This is a genomic window from Massilia orientalis, from assembly GCF_030411975.2.
Classification (GTDB): domain Bacteria; phylum Pseudomonadota; class Gammaproteobacteria; order Burkholderiales; family Burkholderiaceae_D; genus Telluria; species Telluria orientalis.
Genome location: NZ_JASNRB020000002.1, coordinates 206567 through 224375, shown reverse-complemented (window position 1 = coordinate 224375; position 17809 = coordinate 206567). Strand labels below are relative to the sequence as shown.

Here is a 17809-nt window from a genome sequence, read left to right as displayed (position 1 = left end):
CGGCGCGGCGTTGATCTTCCTGATCCTGCGGCCGGGCTGATCAGGCGTCCAGCAGGCGTGCGTGCGCGCGCCGGCGGTCGCCCGTGCGTTCGGCAAGGTCTTCCGGACGCGGGCTGGCCGCGAAGCGCACGCGGCCCGTGAACCGGGCGAGGCGGTCCAGCACCGTGGCCGGGCCGATGGCGGTTTCCTGGCCGCTGGCCGGGTCGAGGTGCCAGAAGCCGCCGTCGCGGTGGAACAGGACCGGCATGCCCGCCGCGCGCGGCAGGGCGCCGGCCCCCTGCGCCGCCGGCTCGGGCACGACGCCGGGCGCCAGCAGCACGAAGCACTCGGACGCACCGCCGGCATCCACGCGGTGCAGTGTCAGCGCATGCGCGTGCAGCGCGGTCACGACGAACGTCACCACGCCGCGTATGCTGGCCGTCAATTCGATGCGCATCCCGAGGCGCAGGGGGGCGGGCACGTGCTTGCCCGGCCAGGCGCCGTCCAGCAACAGGCCGTAGCGCGACACGTCCTCGATCTCGAACCCGCCGCGCGCGGGGCGGATGACGGCGTGGCGCGCGGACAGCCGGCGCGTGAGGCCATCCCGTTCGGGCCCGTTCCCGTCATGGTGTTCCAGCAGCAGGTCGGCCTCGGCGCCGACGGTGTCGAAGCGGCCCAGCACGCATTCGTCCAGCGCGAACAGCCGCACGTGGCGCTGGGCGCCGGCGTCCGGTTCCGCGTACACGAGGCAGCCGGCGCTCGCCGGGCACGGATGCGCCGCGCGCTCGGCGGGCAGGTCGATCTCGATCAGGTCTTCGTCCCACGCGATGGTCGGCAGGCCGACGGCCACTTTGCCGCCGGCATTCCCATCGAGGTTCAGCTGGGCGATGGAGGCGTTGCGGGCCTGGATGTCGATGTCCATCGCGCCGCCGCCGGCCAGGCCTTGTACCCGGGCGATGGCGGCATCGTCGGCGCTGATGCGCACGTTCTTGTGCGTGGACAGATAGGTCTGGTGGATCTCGCCCAGCGACGCGTCCGGGCGCGGCACGAGCAGCACGAGCGTCGCGACCCATGTGCGCGCCGGGTGGCGCGCATGGATTTCCAGGTCGACGCGGTACTGGCCATGTTCCCGTCCGCGCGACGAGAATTCCACGAACACGGGCCGCCAGTCGCCGCGCAAGGTGCGCGAAAACTGCAACTGGCCGGCGCCCATCGGCAACAGCTTCGATTCGAGCAGCAGCGTCAGTTGCGCCGGCGCGTCGTCCGGCATGCCCCGCAATTCCAGCTTGATCGCCTGGCGGCCGCCGGCCGCGCGCGGGTCGAAGCCGCTCACGTGCAGGTGCGGCCGGGGTGGCGACGCCTGGATCGGCGCCGGTATCCGCGCCGGTCCTGCGGCGCGTACGCGTTTCAGCATCTCGAAACTCGAGCCGAGCACATCGACCGCGCCGGCGGGCTGGCGGTGGCCGTGCGCGCACTGCGCCTCGCCCGGGGCGACCCAGACGGTGCAATGCGGGTGATCGGGACTGCTGCAACGCTTCATGGGCGGTTATCGGTTCGGCAGATGTGGGCTGTGGACGGGTCGTCGGACCTCAGCTTACGCGATTGTAGCGTAGCGCGGCGCGCGGATTTCATGGTTGAGCAAGACTTTTTTCCAAGATGCACTATTTACCACAGTCATGCCCCCGGCAATGCGGTCTCGTCGCGCGCCGCGCCAGGGACGCGCACGAGGATGGCGCTGACGTTGTCCGGAAAAAAGAATGCGGCCGGATGGGCGTCGTAGGCCGCCATCAGCGCGCGCAGCATCGCGGCGGCGTCGGCGGTGCCGGCCAGCAGTTGCGGCCATTGTCCGGCCCAGCCGACCGGGTCCGAGCACGACCACAGGCCGTCCGTCGCCAGCAGGTAGGAGGCGCCGGGACGCAGCGCGAGCGGACGACGGTCGGCCAGCCCGGACAGCCAGGACGGCAGGTTCAGCGGCGATAGTTCGTACAGCGGGTCGTTCAGCCGCGTCGGGTCGGCGAACGCGTTCCCGAGCAGGAAGGCCTGGGCGATCTGCGGCCGGTGTTCGCCATGGACCTGGCGCCACCAGTCGGCTTCGCCCAGCAGGCCTGCCATCGCATAGGCGGTGGCGGGGACGTGGTCGACCGTCAGCGGCGCCGCGCGTGCCGGCGTGATCTCGTACAGGCGCGAATCGCCCACGTGGTACAGCAGCGGCGTGTCGTCCGCGCGCAGTTCCAGCAGCGTGAGCGTCGTGCCGGGACGGGGGCCGGGCACGTCGGCGAAATGGCGCTGCAGGTCGGCGTGCAGCGCGTCCAGGCGGCGCGCCAGCTCGGCGCCGGTGGCGCACGGCGGCAGCGCGAGCAGGCCGGCGACGACGGCTTCCGCGGCTTCGCGGCCATGGCCATGGCCGCCCATGCCGTCCAGCACGGCCAGTCGCGCGTGGCCGCGACGCCAGCCGGGGAGTCTCCGGCGCTGCACGGCCTGGTCCTGCAGCCAGGCGGCGTCGCCGTCCGTGTCGATCAGGAGCAGGTTGTCCTGGTTTTCCGCGCGCAGGCGCGGCCCGGCGCCCAGGCGCGAGCACGCCGCAACGTCCAGGGGGCCGAAGCGCAGCCCGGCAATGAAGGGAGAAATTGGCATCCTTTACTCTAACCGCAAATGCCAGAAGACCAAGCTTCGATTAGATGGGGTTTTGCCGTCCACCCGTCAGCAACACGGCCGCGTTGACGAGCACGCGGCCGCCGCCATCGCGAACCGCACGCCGCAGGCGTCGGCCATGCGGCCCCAGAACAGGCTGCCGAGCGTGTAGCCGCCCGCCATCACGACGAGATAGATGGCCAGCGTGCGCGCCCGCACGTCCGCCGGGAACGACAGCTGGGCGGCCGCGTTCAGGGTCGACACGACGGCCGACCAGGCCATGCCGCCGACCACGATCAGCGGGATGAGCAGCGCCAGCGTATGCAGGAAGGGCAGGATGGCCAGTATCGTGCCATACACGGCCAGCGCGGCGGCCAGGATCCTGGTCTTGTCGACGCGCGCGCGGATCGCGGGCAGGCAGAATGCGGCCAGCACGGCGCCGGCGCCCAGGCTGCCCATCAGGGTGCCGAACACGCTGGCGTCCATCCGGAAGACGTCGCGCACGAACACGGGCAGCAGGCCCGCGAAGGCGATGGTGGCGAAGAACACGGTGGCCACGTTGCGCAGGATGCGCCGGTAGCGCGGGCAGCCGAACGCCGTTCGCATGCCTTCGCGCAGGCGCGCGCCATAGCCCGCGCAGGGCTTCACGTGCGAGCGGTCGGCGCGCCACCAGGCGCGGTAGATGGCGAGCAGGCCCACGAACGAGATCGCGTTGCGGCCCGGTCAACGCGGCAGGGGACGCCCGCGTGGTTTTCCCAACGTGACGTTTCGACAAGGCTGCCGTGTTATCTTGTGACGCATGCAAATACGCCTACTGGAACCCGCCGACATCCCGGCCGCCGCCGCGGTCCTGCGCCGTGCCGCCGAGACGTTCTTCCTGCACGAATCCGCGCCGGAGGACGCCGCCGGCTTCCTCGCCCAGCACGACGCCGCGGGCCTGCGCCGCAACCTGGACGCCGGCTTCGTCTACCACGCGGCCGTCGTCGACGGCATGCTGGCCGGCTTCATCGGTGTGCGCGGCGGCACGCACGTGTTCCACCTGTTCGTCGACGCCGCATACCAGCGGCGCGGCATCGCGCGGGCGTTGTGGGACGCGGGACGCGCGGCGGCGCTCGGGCCCGGGCACCCGGGTTTCTTTACCGTGAATGCGTCGAATTTCGCCGTGCCGTTCTACGCGTCGCTCGGCTTCGAACGCACGGCGCCCATGCAGGTCGACAAGGTGCGCTACAACCCGATGCGCCTGTCAATGCCGCTCGTCGGTGCGGCGTAGCCACAGGCTGCTCGCCCAGCCTTCCACGCCGCCTTCCACGCGCACGCGCCACCAGTCGCCGTCCGTCGCCCCCGTCGCGCTGACGACCGTCCCCGCGCGCAGCACGCGCATGCGGGCGGCAACCACGCCGCGGTCCTCGCGCAAGTTCAGGTCGTCGACGACCAGGTAGCGGGCGCCGGCGGCCGGGCCGGCTGCCACGGCCACGGCCACGGGTTCCGGCGCGGCCGGCAGGAGCGTGGAGAACAGCAGGCCGACACCGAGCGTGCCGCCGGCGACGACGGCCAGCGCCCGCAGGTTCGGCCGGCGCCACCATGCGCGCGGCGTGCACCACGCGGCCAGCACCAGCGTCGCCGCCAGCGCGCCGGCCCACACGAGCCACGAAGCCATGGCCGCCTCACGCATCGAAGCGCAGCACGTAATGGCCCGCGACGAGGTGGTGCCCGGCCGGCAGGCGGTACGGCTGCTCCGGCGTCGCGGTGTCGATCGCGGCGACGAATGCCAGCTTGTCATCGAGGTGGTACAAGGCCTGCGTGGGCGACAGGCGCGCGATCCGCCAGCCGTCCGGTCCCGCTTCGAAGCTGAACGCGTCGCGCGACAGGCCCAGGCGGTCGGCGCTCGACGGCGGCGTGCCGGCCGCATGCTTCAGGAAGGCCGGCGAATCCAGTAGGCGCAGCGCCGCGAGCATGGGTGCGCCCCGGCCGAACGTGAAGCGCGCGCCGGGCGCCACCGGCAGCGCCGGCGGCTGCGGCAGCACGAGCAGGGCGCAGTAGCGGTCGGCCAGTGCGGGCGCGCAGGCGGCCAGTTCCACGCGCGTGCCGTCGACGGGGCTGAACGCGGCCGGCACGGCGATCCGTTCGCGGCCGGCCTGCGTGATCGCCTGCAGCTGGTCCTGGTCGTCGACGGCGAAGCCGATGACCGTGTCCGACGGTTGCGTCGACGGGACGAACGCGCGGTTCAGGTTGATCTCGAGCGCCTGCGCGCCCGTTTCGCGATAGCGCGACAGCCGCGGCAGCGCCAGCGCGGCCAGCGTGACGCGCTGGCGCGACACGGGGGCGTACGTGGCGTCGACGGTTGGCGGTGCCGGGGCGCGCGCCACCGGCACCGCGGTCAGTTCGGGGTCGGGGACGGCACGCGGTTTCCACACGGCGGGGCGGGCCGACGCAGGTTTGACCGGCGCCGGCGCGCGGGCCGTCGCGTTCGGCGTCACCCGCAGCAGCAGGCGCAACGCGGCGCCGGTGGCGTCGACCGCGCCGCGGCGCGACTTGATCGTCCAGTAGCCGGCGGCCGCGTCGTAGCCGCAGTCGAAGGCGTCCTTCGGCCGCACCTGCACTTCGAGCGGAGAGTCCGGTCCGTCGTTGATGAGGAGGACGGCGCCTTCCGCGCCGAACGGCCAGCCCGGCGCGGTGTACGTCGCTTCGTGCGCGTCGTGGCCGATCAGGGTCAGTCTCTGGTTCGGGTAGATGGGGCAGACGGTCTTCCACACGGCGCTGTCGCGCGATACGCTGACGGTGTACTGCACGGCCTCGCCCGGCGCGGGCAGGTAGACGGCATGGCCGAACTTCACTTCGACCTCGCCCGGCTCCAGGCGGTCGGCGCCGACGACGTGGTAACGGACGTCGTCGCCCTGCAGCAGGTCGCCGAAATCCTTGCGGTGCAGCGCGGACAGCGACTCGGCGAGGTCGCGCACGCGGGCGCCGCGCGTGAGGTGGCGGTCGTCGTCGACCTCTTCCTGCGGCAGCACCAGCGTGATGTGGGAAAAGCAGCGCGTCGCGGCGCGTCCGCGCTGTTCGCGCGGCGAGCGTTCCAGCAGGTCGCGCAGCAGCGGACGGCGCGCGAACAGCGCCAGCCCGGGCGCCTGCCAGATGGCGTGGGCGTCGAAGACGTCGTTGATCTTGCCTAGGGCTTCATGTTGGACGTAGACCGGCATGATTCGTTCTCCTCTAAAGTTTGGCTGCTGGCGGCAGCGGCACCTAGCAGGGGGCAGATGAAAAACAGCAGGTGCGAGCCGCCCGCCGACAGGAAGCTCATCGGCTGGCCCATCACCGGGAAGATCGCGAGGTTGGTGCCCCACGAGAGCAGGAAGTGGCCGAACGCGAACGCGGCGCCGCCGGCCAGGAAGAAGCAGCGCAGGCGGGCGAGCCACGCCACGCGGAAGTCGCGCGCGTTCGCGCCCGCCAGCCAGCAGCGCAGGGCAAGGCGCAGCAGCGCGGCGAGGAACAGCGCCTGCAGCAGCCACAGGCCGACGGCGGCCGCGAGCCCGTGGCGCGCGAGGTAGAACGACGCGGCGAAATCGTCCTGCACGGCGGGAATGCGCAGCGCGAAGCCCGGATCGCGGCCCAGCACCGTGACGCCGAACGCGCCGTCGGCGCCCACCCAGCCGCCCTGCGCGATGGCGCGGGCGCCCAGCAGCAACTGTTGTCCCGTGTGCGGATGCGTGCCGGGATCGAGCCAGACGAGGAAGCGGTCCGCATAGAAATCCCAGCGCGCGATGCCGTCGGCGCCCGCGCCGCGCAGCAGGGCCACCGTCGCGACGGCCGCCAGCGCGACGCACGCGAGCGCCAGCGCGGTGCCGCGGCGGCGCGTGGCCAGCGCCTGCGCCAGCATCATCGTGCCGCCCCACAGCGCGAGCAGCACCAGCGGAGAATAGTCGTCGACCTGCACGAGCGCGACGCCCAGCAGCAGCATGAACAGCAGCGCGGGCGCCCCGACCCGAAGGGCACGCCGCCATGCGCCGCCCGGTGCGGGACCGTCCGCGCAGGCGAGCGCCAGGCAGTGCGCGGCCAGCGCGGCAAGCGCCAGCTTGGCGAATTCCACGGGCTGCAGGTCGAACACGCCGGTCTCGTCGCCGTACGCGACCTGCAGCAGCAGCGCGAGCAGCGCGACGCCGGTCAGCAGCAACAGCGCCAGTTCGATGCGCGCCTGCGGCAGCGGCCGCGCGGGGCGCACGACGCTTGCCAATGTCGCGGCGCCGGTGCCCAGCGCGAGCAGCGCCGCGGTCTTGTGGAAGTGGCGCAGCCAGGCGGTGTCCGGCGCGCCGAGGCCCAGGTCCAGCTGGGCGAGCAGGCCCACGGCCAGCAGCGGCAGCGCGGCGGCGAGGACCGGTTCGAGCCGTCGCGGCGCCAGCAGCGCGAACGCGAGCGCAGCCCAGGCCACGAGCAGGCCGAGGCCAGGGCCCGCCGGCGTGCCGGTGCGCTGCAGCCAGAACAGGACGGCGCCGCTGCCGGCCAGCAGCAGCGGGAGGCCGACCGCCGCACCCGCGCGCAAACGGTTGGCCGGGTTCAGGACGAGGGCCGTCAGCGCGCCCGTCAGGGCCAGGCCGAGGACGGCCAGCAGCGGCAGCGCGGCGTGTGGCGGCAGGTCCCATGGACCGCGCCGCGTCCACGTCCATGCGACGCCGGCCGGCAGGCGCTTCTGCGTGTCGGCATACAGGGCGACGTGGCCGTTGGGGTGCAGCCGCAGCACGTCGCCGCCTGGGGCGAGCAGCAGGCGCGTGCGGCCCGCGACGAGCGTCTGCCCGGCCGCCAGCCGCAGCGGCCGGCCGGCCAGCAATGCCGCGCCGCGGTCGTCTTCCAGCAGCAGCGGCACGGCGGGTGCGGCGCCCAGCAGGAAACCGTCGTCGTTGCGCGCGATGCCGGCGGCGTGCGGGGGCAAGCCTGCGATTGCGATGCGGTTGCCGCAATCGAGGTTGCCGCCGAAGACGAGCGGGCGGCCGAACGCCAGCGCGCGCGGGACGATCCGGTTCCACGCGTCCGCGAAGCGCGCGTCGGGACAAGCCTTTTGCGGCTTGCCGTCGCGGCGCAGCAGGGCGCCGTCGTAGCGCCAGCGGATGGCGCCGGCCGCCAGGTCGACGGCGTCCCCGCCGGCCGCGTCGACGCGCATGCGCAGCACGCCCAACTGGAATTGCTGGCCGGGCTTGAGGACGACGCCGCCGCTGCGGCGCTGGCGGTTGCCGTCCTGGACGCGCAGCGGGGCACCCGTGCCGTCGTCCGCCGCCCACCACGTGCCATTCCGGTCGCGCCCCAGCCGCAGGCGGCCCGTATCCGCCGCGGGGGCGCCGAGCATGGCGTGGTCGACGTCGAGCGCCGCGCCCGGCGCCAACGTCAGTGCGACCCGCGCGGGCAGCCACGCGGCCGGCGCGCGCAGCAGCGCGAGCATTTGCAGCGCGCACAGGGCGGCGAGCAGCGCGCCGGCGGCAAGGCGGGTGCGGCTCATGCCGCGCTCCGCAGCGGATTCGCGCCGGCCGCGGCGCGGGCGATCAGGCGGCTGATTTCCAGCGCATGGCGGGGCCGCGCTTCCGGACGCGCCGCCAGCAGCGCGCGCAGCAGCGCCACGGACGCGTCTCCACCGTGGCCGGCGAACAGCGCGGCCTCGTCCGGCGCGAGGATCGCGGGTGCGCGCAGTGCCGCCGCGCCTGCCGTGCCCCGGGCCCGGTAGGCATCCGCGCAGGCGGCGCAAAAGCGCAGCGGGATGCCGGCGACGAGCCAGTAGAGCAGGGCGCCCAGTGCAAAATAGTCGCTGCGCGCGTCGGTCCGGTAGCGGCCGGCGTCATTGGGAAAGAACTGTTCCGGCGCCTGCCACGCCGCGGTGCCGGCATACGAATGCGCGGCGCTGTCCTGCAGGGGGCGATTGGTGCCGAAGTCCGCGAGCTTGAGCGTGCCGGTGTGCGCATCGACGAGCAGGTTGGCCGGCTTCAGATCCAGGTAGCGCCAGCCGTATTGGTGGACCTTCGCCAGCGCGGCATTCACCTGCGCCGTCCACGCAAGGGCCTGCCCGATGCGGGGGCCGTCGCCGCGGCTGCGCAACGTCGCCACGTGGGCGGCGAGGTCGCCGTCCAGCAATTCGAGCGCGAGCGCGGGCTGGCCCTCGTGTTCGCCGCTGTCGAGCAGGCGCACGATGTGGCGCTGGTCCCATGGCTGCAGGCCGCGCAGGAAGGCGATCTCGGCGTCGAAGCACGCGCGCCAGACGACCTGCTGGGGCGGCAACGCAAGGTCCATCTGCGCGCGGTTGACGAGTTTCACCGCGGCCGGCGTGCCGTCCAGCACGGACGCCGCGCGCCACACCTGGCCGTAGCTGGACCCGCCCAGCGGCGCCTGCAGGCGCCAGGCGCCCGCCGTCAACGTGATGATGTCGCCTGCCTCGACCATGTAGCCTCCCGAACGGGCGGCCGGTGCCGCCTCGGCGGGGAATAGCAGGGGGACGGAGAAAACACGTCAGAGTCGACAAGATTGTAGTGCTAACAACTTGTCGAGGTAGCCTTGTCCAAAGCCACGTTCAGCGCCCCGGTGTTCGCCGTCTGGGTCTTCGTCGTCGGTACCGTGCTCGTCGTCGCGCCGCACGTGCGGCCGGGGATCTTCGGCATCGCGTCGACGTCCGGGGTGTCGATCCGCGTTGCGGGCGATCCATTCCCGTAGCCGAGCCAGGTCGTCTGGCGACAACTGCACCGCCAACAGCATGGCGAACCAGTCGTCGACCGTCAGGCCGCATCGTCACTCCTCATGAGTTAACTCGACGATGCGTCTGACCTCTGCAACGAATCTCGGTTCACACAAATAGCGCGAACACAGCCAATAAAAAACCGCGCACGAGGCGCGGTTCTCAAAGTTGGCTGTTGCTGCGATCAGCGGTGCCAGCCACGGTCATGGCCGCGGTCCCAGCCGCCGCGGTCGCGGTCGTAGCCGCCGCGGTCGCGGTCCCAGCCGCGATGGCCGCCGCGGTCGTGGTCGTAGCCGCGGCCCCGTTCGACGACGACGACGTCCGGGCGCGCGTTGTAGTAATAGCGGGGCGATTCCACATATACCGGACGCGACTCGACGTAGGCCGGTGCCGCCTGGTAATAGCCGCCGGAATAGCCGTTCGAATAGCCACCCGTGTAGGCGTAGCCGCGGTTGCGGTAGTAATAGTCGTCGTTGGTGCGGACCGAATTGCCGACCGCGGCGCCGATGGCACCCCCGACGAGCGCGCCGTCGCGACCGCCCACGCTGCCGCCGATGGCGGCGCCGGCCAGTGCGCCCACGACAGTGTTCACACCCCGATCGCCAGCCATTGCCGAGGTGGACACGGCAGCTGCGGCCAGGAGCATGGCACCAATGCATTTTTTCTTCAACATGGTTAGTTCCTTGCGCCTCAACGGGGATCGGGATGATCGCAACTACGCCAGGCATGCAATCATCATAGATACATCCGTGTATGCTGCCACGCGTTAATACAGATTATTACATCTGCTTCCGCCCCGGTAACATCGGTTACAGGCAGGCCTTGCAGTCGGCGCATGCCGCCCCATCTTGGAAGCGTCACCGACTGTACGAACCTACCATGGCGCGCCGGCGTTCTTTCGTTTCCATTCTTGCCATCCTCCTGCTGTTGCACGCCTACATCGGCCTGCGGCTGTTGCCTGCGCTGGACGCCGGTGTCATCGGCATGCTGGCGGGGGCCGTGCTGCTCGCCCTGTCGGCCGCGCTCGTACGTATCGGCCTCGTCGCACCGAGCCTGCGCCGCACGCGCTGGACCGGACCGCTCACGTGGGCCGGGCTGCTCGCGATGGGCCTGTTTTCCTCGCTGTTCGTGCTGACCCTGCTGCGCGACCTCTTGCTGGTGGCCCTCGCGCTGGGCGGCACCGGCGGGCCCGGCTTCACCCACGACAGCGCCGTCGCGGTGCCGCTGCTCGCACTGGCCATCACGTGCATCGGGTTCGTCAACGCCCGCCGCGTGGCGCGCGTCGTCAAGGTCGAGGTGCCGATCGACGGCCTGCCGGAAGACCTGCACGGGTATTCGATCGCGCAGATTTCCGACATCCACGTGGGCCCGACCATCCGCCGGCCGTATCTGAACGCCATCGTCACGAAGGTCAACGCGCTCAGGCCGGATGCCATCGCCATCACGGGCGACCTCGTCGACGGCAGCGTGCAGCGCCTGGCCATGCACACGGAACCGCTGGCGCGCCTGTCCGCGCCGGACGGCACGTTCTTTGTCACCGGCAACCATGAATATTATTCCGGTGCCGAGCAGTGGATCGCGGAAGTGCGCCGCCTGGGCCTGCGCGTGTTGCTGAACGAGCACGTGATCCGGCGCCGCGGCGGGGCCAAGCTCATGATTGCCGGCGTCACGGATTACACGGCGCAGCATTTCAATCCCGCCCACAAGAGCGACCCGCACCTGGCCGCCGCGGGCGCGCCGGACGACGTGGCCGTGCGCATCCTGCTGGCCCACCAGCCGCGTACGGCGCCGGCCGCGGCCGACGCCGGCTTCGACCTGCAATTGTCCGGCCATACCCATGGCGGCCAGTTCTTCCCGTGGAATTTGTTCGTGCCGCTGCAGCAACCATTCGTCGCCGGCCTGAACCGGGTGCGCTCCCTGTGGGTGTACACGAGCCGCGGCACCGGGTACTGGGGGCCGCCGAAACGCTTCGGCGCGCCGTCCGAGATCACGCTCGTGCGCCTGGTGCCGGGCGGCGTGTGATTGACTACGCCAATATATTTCCCCAAAAACAAGCGGATGCGTTATCGTTTTGGTTTTTCCCCCGACCAAAGGATTGCAAGCATGAATCGCCTCCGTCTCCCCGCCTTGAGCCTGCTCGCCGCCTGCCTGCTGGGCAGTACCGCGAACGCCGCCACTCCCGGTAATGACCCGGCCGCGCTCGCCAAGGTGCGCGATACGGCCTTGCAAAGCGATTACGCGTACCAGCGGCTGGAAGACCTGACGGACCTGGTCGGCCCGCGCCTGTCGGGTTCGCCCGGCGCCGCCGCCGCCGTGACGCAGGTCGCCGACGAGCTGCGCAAGCTGGGCGCCAAGGTCACGCTGCAGCCGATCAAGGTGCCGCACTGGGTGCGCGGCGAGGAGAAGGCGGCGCTCGTGGACTACCACGGCCGTCCGGCGGGCGTGACGCAAAGAATCGTGCTGACCGCGCTGGGCGGATCGGGCGCGACCCCGGCCGCCGGCATCACGGCGCCGGTGATCGTCGTGCGCACGTTCGAGGAACTGAAGGCGCGCGCGGCCGAAGTGAAGGGCCGCATCGTCCTGTTCGACGTGCCGTTCGACCAGAACATGGCGGACCGCGGCCTGGCAGGCACCGCGTATGGCCAGGCCGTCGCGTTCCGCGGGGCCGGCCCGCGCATGGCGGCCGAGATGGGCGCCGCGGCGGCCCTCGTGCGCGCCGTCGGCGGTGCCGCTTACCGCATCCCGCACACGGGCGCCACGCTCCTCAAGGACGATGCGCGCATCCCGGCGGCGGCGGTCACGATCGAAGACTCGCTGCTGATCGCGCGCCTGTCGAAGCGCGGCCCCGTCACGATGCATCTGACCCTGACGCCGCAGATCCTGCCGGACGCCGACAGCTACAACGTGATCGCCGACTGGCCGGGCACGGACAAGGCCGACGAGATCGTGATCGTGTCGGGCCACCTGGATTCGTGGGACCTCGCCACCGGCGCCAATGACGATGCATCCGGGGTCGTCAGCGCGATGGAAGTGATCAACACGCTGCGCAAGCTGGATTACCGGCCGCGCCGCACGATCCGCGTCGTCGCCTGGATGAACGAGGAGAACGGCGGCCGCGGCGGGCACACGTATGACGCCGTCAACAAGAAGCTCGCCGAGAAGCATGTCGCGGCATACGAGGACGACGGCGGCTCGGGCCGTCCGTTCGGCCTGCACGCGGGCATCGGTGTGGCCGGCGCGAAGCTGCTGGCGCCGCTGCAGGCTGCCCTGTATCCGATGGGCGCGGGCGCATTCCGCCGCGACGACGTCGTCGGTGCCGGCGACCTGCACGACCTGGAAGATTCGGGCGTGCCGACTTTCGAACCGTGGATCGATTCGTCCGATTACTTCAATTATCACCATACCCCCGCCGATACCTTCGATAAGGTGAATCCGGAAAACCTGCGCCGCCACGCCGCCGTCATGGCGACGACGGCCTGGTTCCTGGCCAACATGGATCAGCCCATTGGCCGCTCCAACGTCTTCACCGAGGCGAAGACGACGAAGTAGTAGCAGCAGCGCTGCGGCAGGCGGCGCACCGCCTGCCGTGGCCGTCATCCGGCGTCGATGCGCCGGATCGCGCGGGCATGCCCGCGGAACGGACGGCCATACACGGTCTGGATGCCGCTGGCAAAATTCTGCCCCCAGACCAGTTGCGGCCGTGTGTCGTGGGACTCGTTCGACCAGTACCAGACGCGGTCGAAGCCTTCGCGCAGGTTGGCGAACAGCAGGGCGAGTTCGCGCCGTGTCGGCAGCTCGCCTTGCTGCGCGGCAGCCCATTCGCGCGCGGCAGGCCAGCTGACGTCGGACGCTTCGTCCGGCAATAGCACCAGGTGGTAGTCGGACTCGCCGTTCTTGCCGAGTATCAGGCCGGCATAGGCTTCGCCTTCCTTCAACATTTCTTGGATCCTCAGGTAGTCACCCATTGCGCAACCCTTTCGTCATGTCTTGCGGTCTCGTATGACCATCGATCGCCGCGCTTGGTTGCGACATTCGATACGACCTAGCTCATAACGGCGTTTGCAATAGCGGTTCTCAGCTTTCGTTGCGAAGCTGCCGAGGCAATGAATGACTGTGGGACAGGTTAGTCGTCCAGCGGCCGGACGATCTCCGGCCCGTCGGCGCCGGCCCGGTTGACGGCCGTGCTGACCTTGTACCATTCGAAGGCATCCGCGGGCACGGCCGCATGGCGCGCCAGTTCGATGGCCTGCTGGGGCGACAGGCCCGGATCGAGCCAGAGTTTCGCGTCTTCCGCCTCCAGCACGACGGGGCGGCGGTCGTGGATGTCCAGCATGCCGCCGGAGGCGTCGTCCGTGACGATGACGAAACCCGCCTCGGCGCGGTTCTCCTCGAACGGGCCGAAGTTGGCGACGGCCAGCATGAACAGCGGGGCGTGGTCCTTGCGGTGGATGTGCCAGGGCTGCTTGTGGCCTTTTTCTCCCGTCCACTCGTACCAGCCCTCGGCGGGCACGATGCCGCGCCCGTTCTTGACGAGCCGCGACCAGTAGCGGTTGGCCAGCTTTTCCAGCCGGGCGTTGATGACGATGGGCACCTTGCCTTCAGCCCATTTCGCGCGGTAACTCCAGAACACGTCGTCCACGCGCTGCTCGCCGTTCTGCACGTGCATGACGGGGCGGTAGGTGCCGGGCGCCGCATTCGTCGTCGGTCTCGACTCGCTGTCGAACACGGCGTCGGTCCAGCCGATCAGGTTGGCGTAATGGCGCGCGGTCTGGCTCTGGTCAAATCGTCCACACATGGGACGATGGTAGCGCAGATGGGCGACGACGGTCGTCCGTTAGCGCGCCGTGCCGGCCAGTCCGTACGTGGTGCTTCCGGATTCATGCGACCAGGCGGCGCGTGGCCGCGAACCGCCACAACAAGCCCGTCAGCGCCAGCGACAGCGCGAAGACGAGGGCGACGACGATGATGTCCCAGCCGGGGATGGCGCGCAGCGGCGCATCCGGGCCGGCAAGCAGGTCGACGAACAGGAAGTGCGACGCATAAATCCCCAGCACCAGCGGACCGAGCCCGGCGAGGCGGGAACAGCGCAGCGGCGCCGGATCGGACAGGGCCAGCATTGTCATGCCCAATCCATAGAAATAGGTGCCGAGCACGAAATCCTGTGCCATGTTCGTACCCCAATGTGCATGCAGCCAGGCGACCTCGGCCAGCTGGAGGGCCAGTCCGCCCAGCGCCAGCGCGGGACCGAGCCGGCGCCATGCGGGCCGCGGGCCCAGGCGCTGCAGACGGACGCCGGTGACGAACATGATCAGGCTGAAGCACGGCCCGTTGCGCATGTTGACGGGCGTGTGGAAGCCGATGGGCGTGTCGGCGTACGCCTTGCCGGCGAGGCCGGCCGCGTACAGCGCCAGCGCCAGCACGAGCAGGGTGCGCTCCCGCCCGCGCGCGAGCAGGGCGCCGGTGACGAGTGCTGCCAGTGCAAGTGCCGGCAGGAACCACAGATGGGCCTTGGTGCCTTGCAGCAGCAGGGTGGGCAGGCCGGGCAGGGGGCGCGTGGCGGCCGCCCAGCCCACCGCCGCGACCGTGATGAGGAAATAAATCGCGGACCAGGCGACGAACAGCACGAGGACGCGCCGGGCGAGCGCGACGCCGCCCGTCCGGCATGCGGCACGGTCCCGGCAGCGGCTTGCCCAGAAATAGCCGGACAACATGAAGAACAGCGGCACGGCGAAGCGTTCCAGCTGGTCGCACACCGTGCGGGCGTCGAAGCGCAGTCCGACCGCGTCGAGGCCTGCGCGCGGCGCGGTGTGCAGCGCGATGACGGCGGTGATCGCCAGGCCCGGAAGACGTCGACGGACTGGATGCGCGCCGTGGCCGGCCGGCTGCCCTGTTGTTTCTGCATCATCGTGGTCGGCATTTTTCGACGACTTTGCCATAAAACGCGTGAATAATTCCTTCTGGGTAAAATCGCGTCACTCAAATTTGCTAAACTTATGTTTATTTCCACCGCGCAATTTCGCGCGCGTTTCCCGGGACTTGTGCCAGTCTCGACAGTGTTGCACGTCCAGCCCATCCAGCCCGTTTCGATTTGAGCGCCTTACTCCTTTTACTTGTCACCATCGCACTGTCGGCGATCATGCTGATGGTCCTGCGCTCGCTGGCACGCAGCGGGGTGTCCGGCATGCGCGAGTGGACGGTCGCGAACGTCCTGGCCATCGCGGCGCTGCTGCTGTTCGCCGGCCGCGGGCGGATCGCGGACGTGCTGTCGATCGACATCGCGAACCTGCTGTTCCTGTGCGCGCCGGCGCTGATGCATGCCGGCTTCCAGCGCCACCTCGGCCGTCCGGCGCCGTACGGTGCGCTGGCCGTGCTGGTGGCTGCGTCGACCGCGGCGCTGGGTGTTTTCCACTACGTCGTGGACGCGATGGCGGTGCGGGTCGCGCTGTCGTCCCTGTTTCACGGCATCGTGTGCGTCGCCATGGCCTGGGGACTGCGGCCCTGGGCGCAGCCCGGCCGGGCCCGTTATCCGATCCGGTTCGCGTTCGGCGCCGCGCTGACCCTGGCGGCGGCCCACGCGGTGCGCGCGCTGATGTACGCGTCCCACCATGACGCCCAGGTCACGCTGTTCGACGCGTCGCCCGTCAACCTCGTCTGCTTCGCCCTCGGCACGCTGGCGCTGCCGGGCCTGACCCTGGGCGCCGTGATGATGGCGAACGCCGGCCTGATCGGCCAGGCCCGGTATGCGGCGGAACACGACCACCTGACGGGCGCCTGGTCGCGCCGCGCGTTCTTTGGCCGCGCCGAGCGCGCCCACGCGGATGCCGTGCGCGCGGGCAGGACGCTGTCGGTGCTGATCTTCGACGTCGACCACTTCAAGTCCATCAACGACACTCACGGCCACGCCGTCGGCGACCGGGTGCTGGCCGACCTCGTCGCACGGACGGCCGCCGTGCTGCGCGGCGACGGGTGCGCCCGCCTGGGCGGGGAGGAATTCGCCGTCCTGCTGCCGGATTCGGATGCGGACGCGGCCGTGTCTCTTGCCGACGAATTGCGGCGCACGCTCGAACGGGCCGCCGTGGCCGGACCAGGGGGCGTGGCCGTGCGCTACACGGTCAGCGTGGGGGTGGGCAGTCTCGCTGATGGGGAGTCGCTGGCGAACCTGTTGCAGCGGGCGGATGCGGCGCTGTATGCGGCCAAGCGGGGCGGGCGGAACCGGATCGCGGATGCACGCCTCGTGGACGGCGAGCGATGTAAGTACGCAACGTCAGGCAGTTAGCGGGTAGGAATTTTCCTACAGCTGAGCTACTATCTGGTAATCGTTCTTATATTTAGAGCATCGGTAATCCATGCGCACCCCTACCGTCACCGTCATCGCCCTCTGCTATAACCACGAGCGTTTCGTGCTGGACTGCCTGGAGAGCATTCGCGCCCAGACGTTCCAGGACTTCGAACTGATGGTGATCGACGACTGCTCGCGCGATCATTCGCCGCAGGTCATCGCGAATTGGCTGGCGGAGCATTATCCGGCGGCCCGTTTCATCCGCCACGAGGTCAACCGCGGTATCTGTGCCTCGCTGAACGAAGCGCTGGCGCTGGCGCAAGGTACGTATGTCAGCATGACCGCCACCGACGACACCTGGCTGCCGCACAAGCTGGCATCGCAGGTGGCGCTGGCGCAATCGCTCGACGCCGACACGGCCGTCATCTATGCCGATGCCGGGCAGATGGATGAGGCGGGGGCATTGCTCCCCAAACCCTTCATCGAGGCGCATGGCGTCACCGACCCGCCGCAGGGACGGATCTTCGACAGGCTGGCCGACGGTAATTTCATCCCCGCCATGGCGACGCTGATCCGGCGCGACGCACTGGAGGCCGTCGGCGGCTACGATGAACGCCTGAACTACGAAGACTACGACATGTGGCTGCGGCTGGCGGACCGTTATGCCTTCGCTTTCCAGCCCGAGGTCGTGGCGCACTACCGTATCGTGGCCACGTCCGTCGTGCGCACCGTGTTTGCCCAGCCGAGCGCCTGGTATCACCACTCGAATTTCCTGATCCGCCAGAAATGGTTGCGCTCGGGCCGCCTGACGCCGCAACAGCGCGCGCTGTGGGCCGACAAGATGTGGTGGGCGGCCTACGGATTGTTCGTCCTCGACGACCGCCGCGCCGCGTCCTGCCTGTGGCTGGCGTTCCGCCACTCTGGCCGGCCGCGCGCGGCGGTGCTGGCCTTGACGTTCCGGCTCGGGGTGTCGCGCGCGCGGCTCATGCGGTTGCGCCGGGTCGTCACCGGGATGACCCGGCGCACGCCGACCTGACCTCCAAGCTGGAATGACACCCGCGCCATCGCGGTCAATATTGCAATCTCGACCCTGATCGGGTCTGGCTGTGCTAGAATTCGGCGCGCTGCCCGGATGGTGAAACTGGTAGACACCCGGGACTTAAAATCCCGTGCCAGCGATGGCGTGCCGGTTCGATCCCGGCTCCGGGCACCAGGTG

17 protein-coding genes and 1 tRNA gene are annotated in these 17809 nt (G+C 70.2%); 7 read left to right on the top strand and 11 right to left on the bottom strand.

Going from position 1 to position 17809, the window contains the following annotated elements; genetic code table 11:
• Positions 1-40: 40 nt before the first annotated feature.
• The 3 genes from QPK29_RS03070 to QPK29_RS03060 all read right to left on the bottom strand — a co-directional run bounded on the left by QPK29_RS03070 (position 41) and on the right by QPK29_RS03060 (position 3309).
• Entirely contained in the window at positions 41-1519 is a 1479-nt protein-coding gene (locus QPK29_RS03070; RefSeq protein ID WP_371769696.1) for an FHA domain-containing protein, read from the bottom strand.
• Between the two features lie 134 nt (positions 1520-1653).
• Positions 1654-2613: a PP2C family protein-serine/threonine phosphatase gene (locus tag QPK29_RS03065; RefSeq protein ID WP_371769697.1), complete on the bottom strand. Its 960-nt coding sequence runs from the start codon at positions 2611-2613 to the stop codon at positions 1654-1656.
• A gap of 66 nt (positions 2614-2679) precedes the next feature.
• Complete coding sequence (locus QPK29_RS03060; RefSeq protein WP_371769698.1) at positions 2680-3309, bottom strand: MFS transporter; 630 nt, start codon at positions 3307-3309, stop codon at positions 2680-2682.
• A gap of 100 nt (positions 3310-3409) precedes the next feature.
• Between QPK29_RS03060 and QPK29_RS03055 the strand changes: the two genes are divergently transcribed.
• Positions 3410-3880 (top strand): GNAT family N-acetyltransferase, encoded by a 471-nt coding sequence (locus QPK29_RS03055; protein WP_371769699.1) that lies wholly within the window; start codon positions 3410-3412, stop codon positions 3878-3880.
• Here the strand turns inward: QPK29_RS03055 and QPK29_RS03050 are convergent.
• Genes QPK29_RS03050 through QPK29_RS03035 form a run of 4 tightly spaced genes read right to left on the bottom strand, consistent with a single transcriptional unit; the run spans position 3854 to position 9024 of the window.
• Positions 3854-4267, bottom strand: coding sequence for an SH3 domain-containing protein (locus tag QPK29_RS03050; RefSeq protein ID WP_371769700.1), 414 nt, complete (start codon positions 4265-4267; stop codon positions 3854-3856). The genes QPK29_RS03055 and QPK29_RS03050 overlap by 27 nt on opposite strands.
• Positions 4268-4274: 7 nt before the next feature.
• Complete coding sequence (locus tag QPK29_RS03045) at positions 4275-5807, bottom strand: hypothetical protein (protein WP_371769701.1); 1533 nt, start codon at positions 5805-5807, stop codon at positions 4275-4277.
• On the bottom strand, positions 5777-8092 hold the full coding sequence (locus QPK29_RS03040) for an FtsW/RodA/SpoVE family cell cycle protein (RefSeq protein ID WP_371769702.1): 2316 nt from the start codon (positions 8090-8092) through the stop codon (positions 5777-5779). The genes QPK29_RS03045 and QPK29_RS03040 overlap by 31 nt, the downstream gene beginning before the upstream one ends.
• The gene (locus QPK29_RS03035) at positions 8089-9024 is read right to left on the bottom strand and encodes a protein kinase domain-containing protein (RefSeq protein WP_371769703.1); all 936 of its coding nucleotides are present in this window, start codon (positions 9022-9024) and stop codon (positions 8089-8091) included. Before QPK29_RS03035 ends, QPK29_RS03040 begins: the two co-directional genes overlap by 4 nt.
• Positions 9025-9135: 111 nt before the next feature.
• Here QPK29_RS03035 and QPK29_RS03030 point away from each other — a divergent pair, with 111 nt between their 5' ends.
• Positions 9136-9291, top strand: a complete 156-nt coding sequence (locus QPK29_RS03030; protein WP_371769704.1) for a hypothetical protein — start codon at positions 9136-9138, stop codon at positions 9289-9291.
• Positions 9292-9497: 206 nt separating this feature from the next.
• Here the strand turns inward: QPK29_RS03030 and QPK29_RS03025 are convergent, their stop codons facing one another.
• A complete protein-coding gene (locus QPK29_RS03025; RefSeq protein WP_400189717.1) occupies positions 9498-9986 on the bottom strand; it encodes a glycine zipper domain-containing protein in 489 nt (162 codons plus the stop codon).
• 206 nt (positions 9987-10192) lie between these two features.
• On the opposite strand from QPK29_RS03025, the gene QPK29_RS03020 reads away from it, so the two are divergent.
• Complete coding sequence (locus QPK29_RS03020) at positions 10193-11335, top strand: metallophosphoesterase (RefSeq protein ID WP_371769706.1); 1143 nt, start codon at positions 10193-10195, stop codon at positions 11333-11335.
• 81 nt (positions 11336-11416) lie between these two features.
• The gene (locus QPK29_RS03015; RefSeq protein ID WP_371769707.1) at positions 11417-12862 is read left to right on the top strand and encodes a M20/M25/M40 family metallo-hydrolase; all 1446 of its coding nucleotides are present in this window, start codon (positions 11417-11419) and stop codon (positions 12860-12862) included.
• Positions 12863-12906: 44 nt separating this feature from the next.
• Here QPK29_RS03015 and QPK29_RS03010 read toward each other — a convergent pair whose 3' ends face one another.
• The 3 genes from QPK29_RS03010 to QPK29_RS03000 all read right to left on the bottom strand — a co-directional run bounded on the left by QPK29_RS03010 (position 12907) and on the right by QPK29_RS03000 (position 15249).
• Positions 12907-13251, bottom strand: coding sequence for a DUF1566 domain-containing protein (locus QPK29_RS03010; RefSeq protein WP_229412127.1), 345 nt, complete (start codon positions 13249-13251; stop codon positions 12907-12909).
• A 185-nt stretch (positions 13252-13436) separates the two neighbouring features.
• Positions 13437-14108: an SOS response-associated peptidase gene (locus QPK29_RS03005; protein WP_371769708.1), complete on the bottom strand. Its 672-nt coding sequence runs from the start codon at positions 14106-14108 to the stop codon at positions 13437-13439.
• An 82-nt stretch (positions 14109-14190) separates the two neighbouring features.
• Complete coding sequence (locus tag QPK29_RS03000; RefSeq protein WP_371769709.1) at positions 14191-15249, bottom strand: acyltransferase family protein; 1059 nt, start codon at positions 15247-15249, stop codon at positions 14191-14193.
• Between the two features lie 200 nt (positions 15250-15449).
• On the opposite strand from QPK29_RS03000, the gene QPK29_RS02995 reads away from it, so the two are divergent.
• The 3 genes from QPK29_RS02995 to QPK29_RS02985 all read left to right on the top strand — a co-directional run bounded on the left by QPK29_RS02995 (position 15450) and on the right by QPK29_RS02985 (position 17805).
• The gene (locus tag QPK29_RS02995; RefSeq protein ID WP_371769710.1) at positions 15450-16589 is read left to right on the top strand and encodes a GGDEF domain-containing protein; all 1140 of its coding nucleotides are present in this window, start codon (positions 15450-15452) and stop codon (positions 16587-16589) included.
• 70 nt (positions 16590-16659) lie between these two features.
• Complete coding sequence (locus tag QPK29_RS02990; protein WP_371769711.1) at positions 16660-17628, top strand: glycosyltransferase family 2 protein; 969 nt, start codon at positions 16660-16662, stop codon at positions 17626-17628.
• A gap of 90 nt (positions 17629-17718) precedes the next feature.
• Positions 17719-17805, top strand: a tRNA-Leu gene (locus tag QPK29_RS02985).
• The last annotated feature ends 4 nt before the right edge of the window (positions 17806-17809 follow it).

Excerpts from the sequence above, each read along its gene's own strand:
- QPK29_RS03025 (WP_400189717.1), bottom strand. The coding sequence starts at position 9,986 with ATGTTGAAGAAAAAATGCATTGGTGCCATGCTCCTGGCCGCAGCTGCC.
- QPK29_RS03045 (WP_371769701.1), bottom strand. The coding sequence starts at position 5,807 with ATGCCGGTCTACGTCCAACATGAAGCCCTAGGCAAGATCAACGACGTC.
- QPK29_RS03065 (WP_371769697.1), bottom strand. The coding sequence starts at position 2,613 with ATGCCAATTTCTCCCTTCATTGCCGGGCTGCGCTTCGGCCCCCTGGAC.
- QPK29_RS03005 (WP_371769708.1), bottom strand. The coding sequence starts at position 14,108 with ATGTGTGGACGATTTGACCAGAGCCAGACCGCGCGCCATTACGCCAAC.
- QPK29_RS03035 (WP_371769703.1), bottom strand. The coding sequence starts at position 9,024 with ATGGTCGAGGCAGGCGACATCATCACGTTGACGGCGGGCGCCTGGCGC.
- QPK29_RS02990 (WP_371769711.1), top strand. The coding sequence starts at position 16,660 with ATGCGCACCCCTACCGTCACCGTCATCGCCCTCTGCTATAACCACGAG.
- QPK29_RS03070 (WP_371769696.1), bottom strand. The coding sequence starts at position 1,519 with ATGAAGCGTTGCAGCAGTCCCGATCACCCGCATTGCACCGTCTGGGTC.
- QPK29_RS03020 (WP_371769706.1), top strand. The coding sequence starts at position 10,193 with ATGGCGCGCCGGCGTTCTTTCGTTTCCATTCTTGCCATCCTCCTGCTG.
- QPK29_RS03000 (WP_371769709.1), bottom strand. The coding sequence starts at position 15,249 with ATGGCAAAGTCGTCGAAAAATGCCGACCACGATGATGCAGAAACAACA.
- QPK29_RS03050 (WP_371769700.1), bottom strand. The coding sequence starts at position 4,267 with ATGGCTTCGTGGCTCGTGTGGGCCGGCGCGCTGGCGGCGACGCTGGTG.
- QPK29_RS03015 (WP_371769707.1), top strand. The coding sequence starts at position 11,417 with ATGAATCGCCTCCGTCTCCCCGCCTTGAGCCTGCTCGCCGCCTGCCTG.
- QPK29_RS03055 (WP_371769699.1), top strand. The coding sequence starts at position 3,410 with ATGCAAATACGCCTACTGGAACCCGCCGACATCCCGGCCGCCGCCGCG.
- QPK29_RS03040 (WP_371769702.1), bottom strand. The coding sequence starts at position 8,092 with ATGAGCCGCACCCGCCTTGCCGCCGGCGCGCTGCTCGCCGCCCTGTGC.
- QPK29_RS02995 (WP_371769710.1), top strand. The coding sequence starts at position 15,450 with ATGCTGATGGTCCTGCGCTCGCTGGCACGCAGCGGGGTGTCCGGCATG.
- QPK29_RS03010 (WP_229412127.1), bottom strand. The coding sequence starts at position 13,251 with ATGTTGAAGGAAGGCGAAGCCTATGCCGGCCTGATACTCGGCAAGAAC.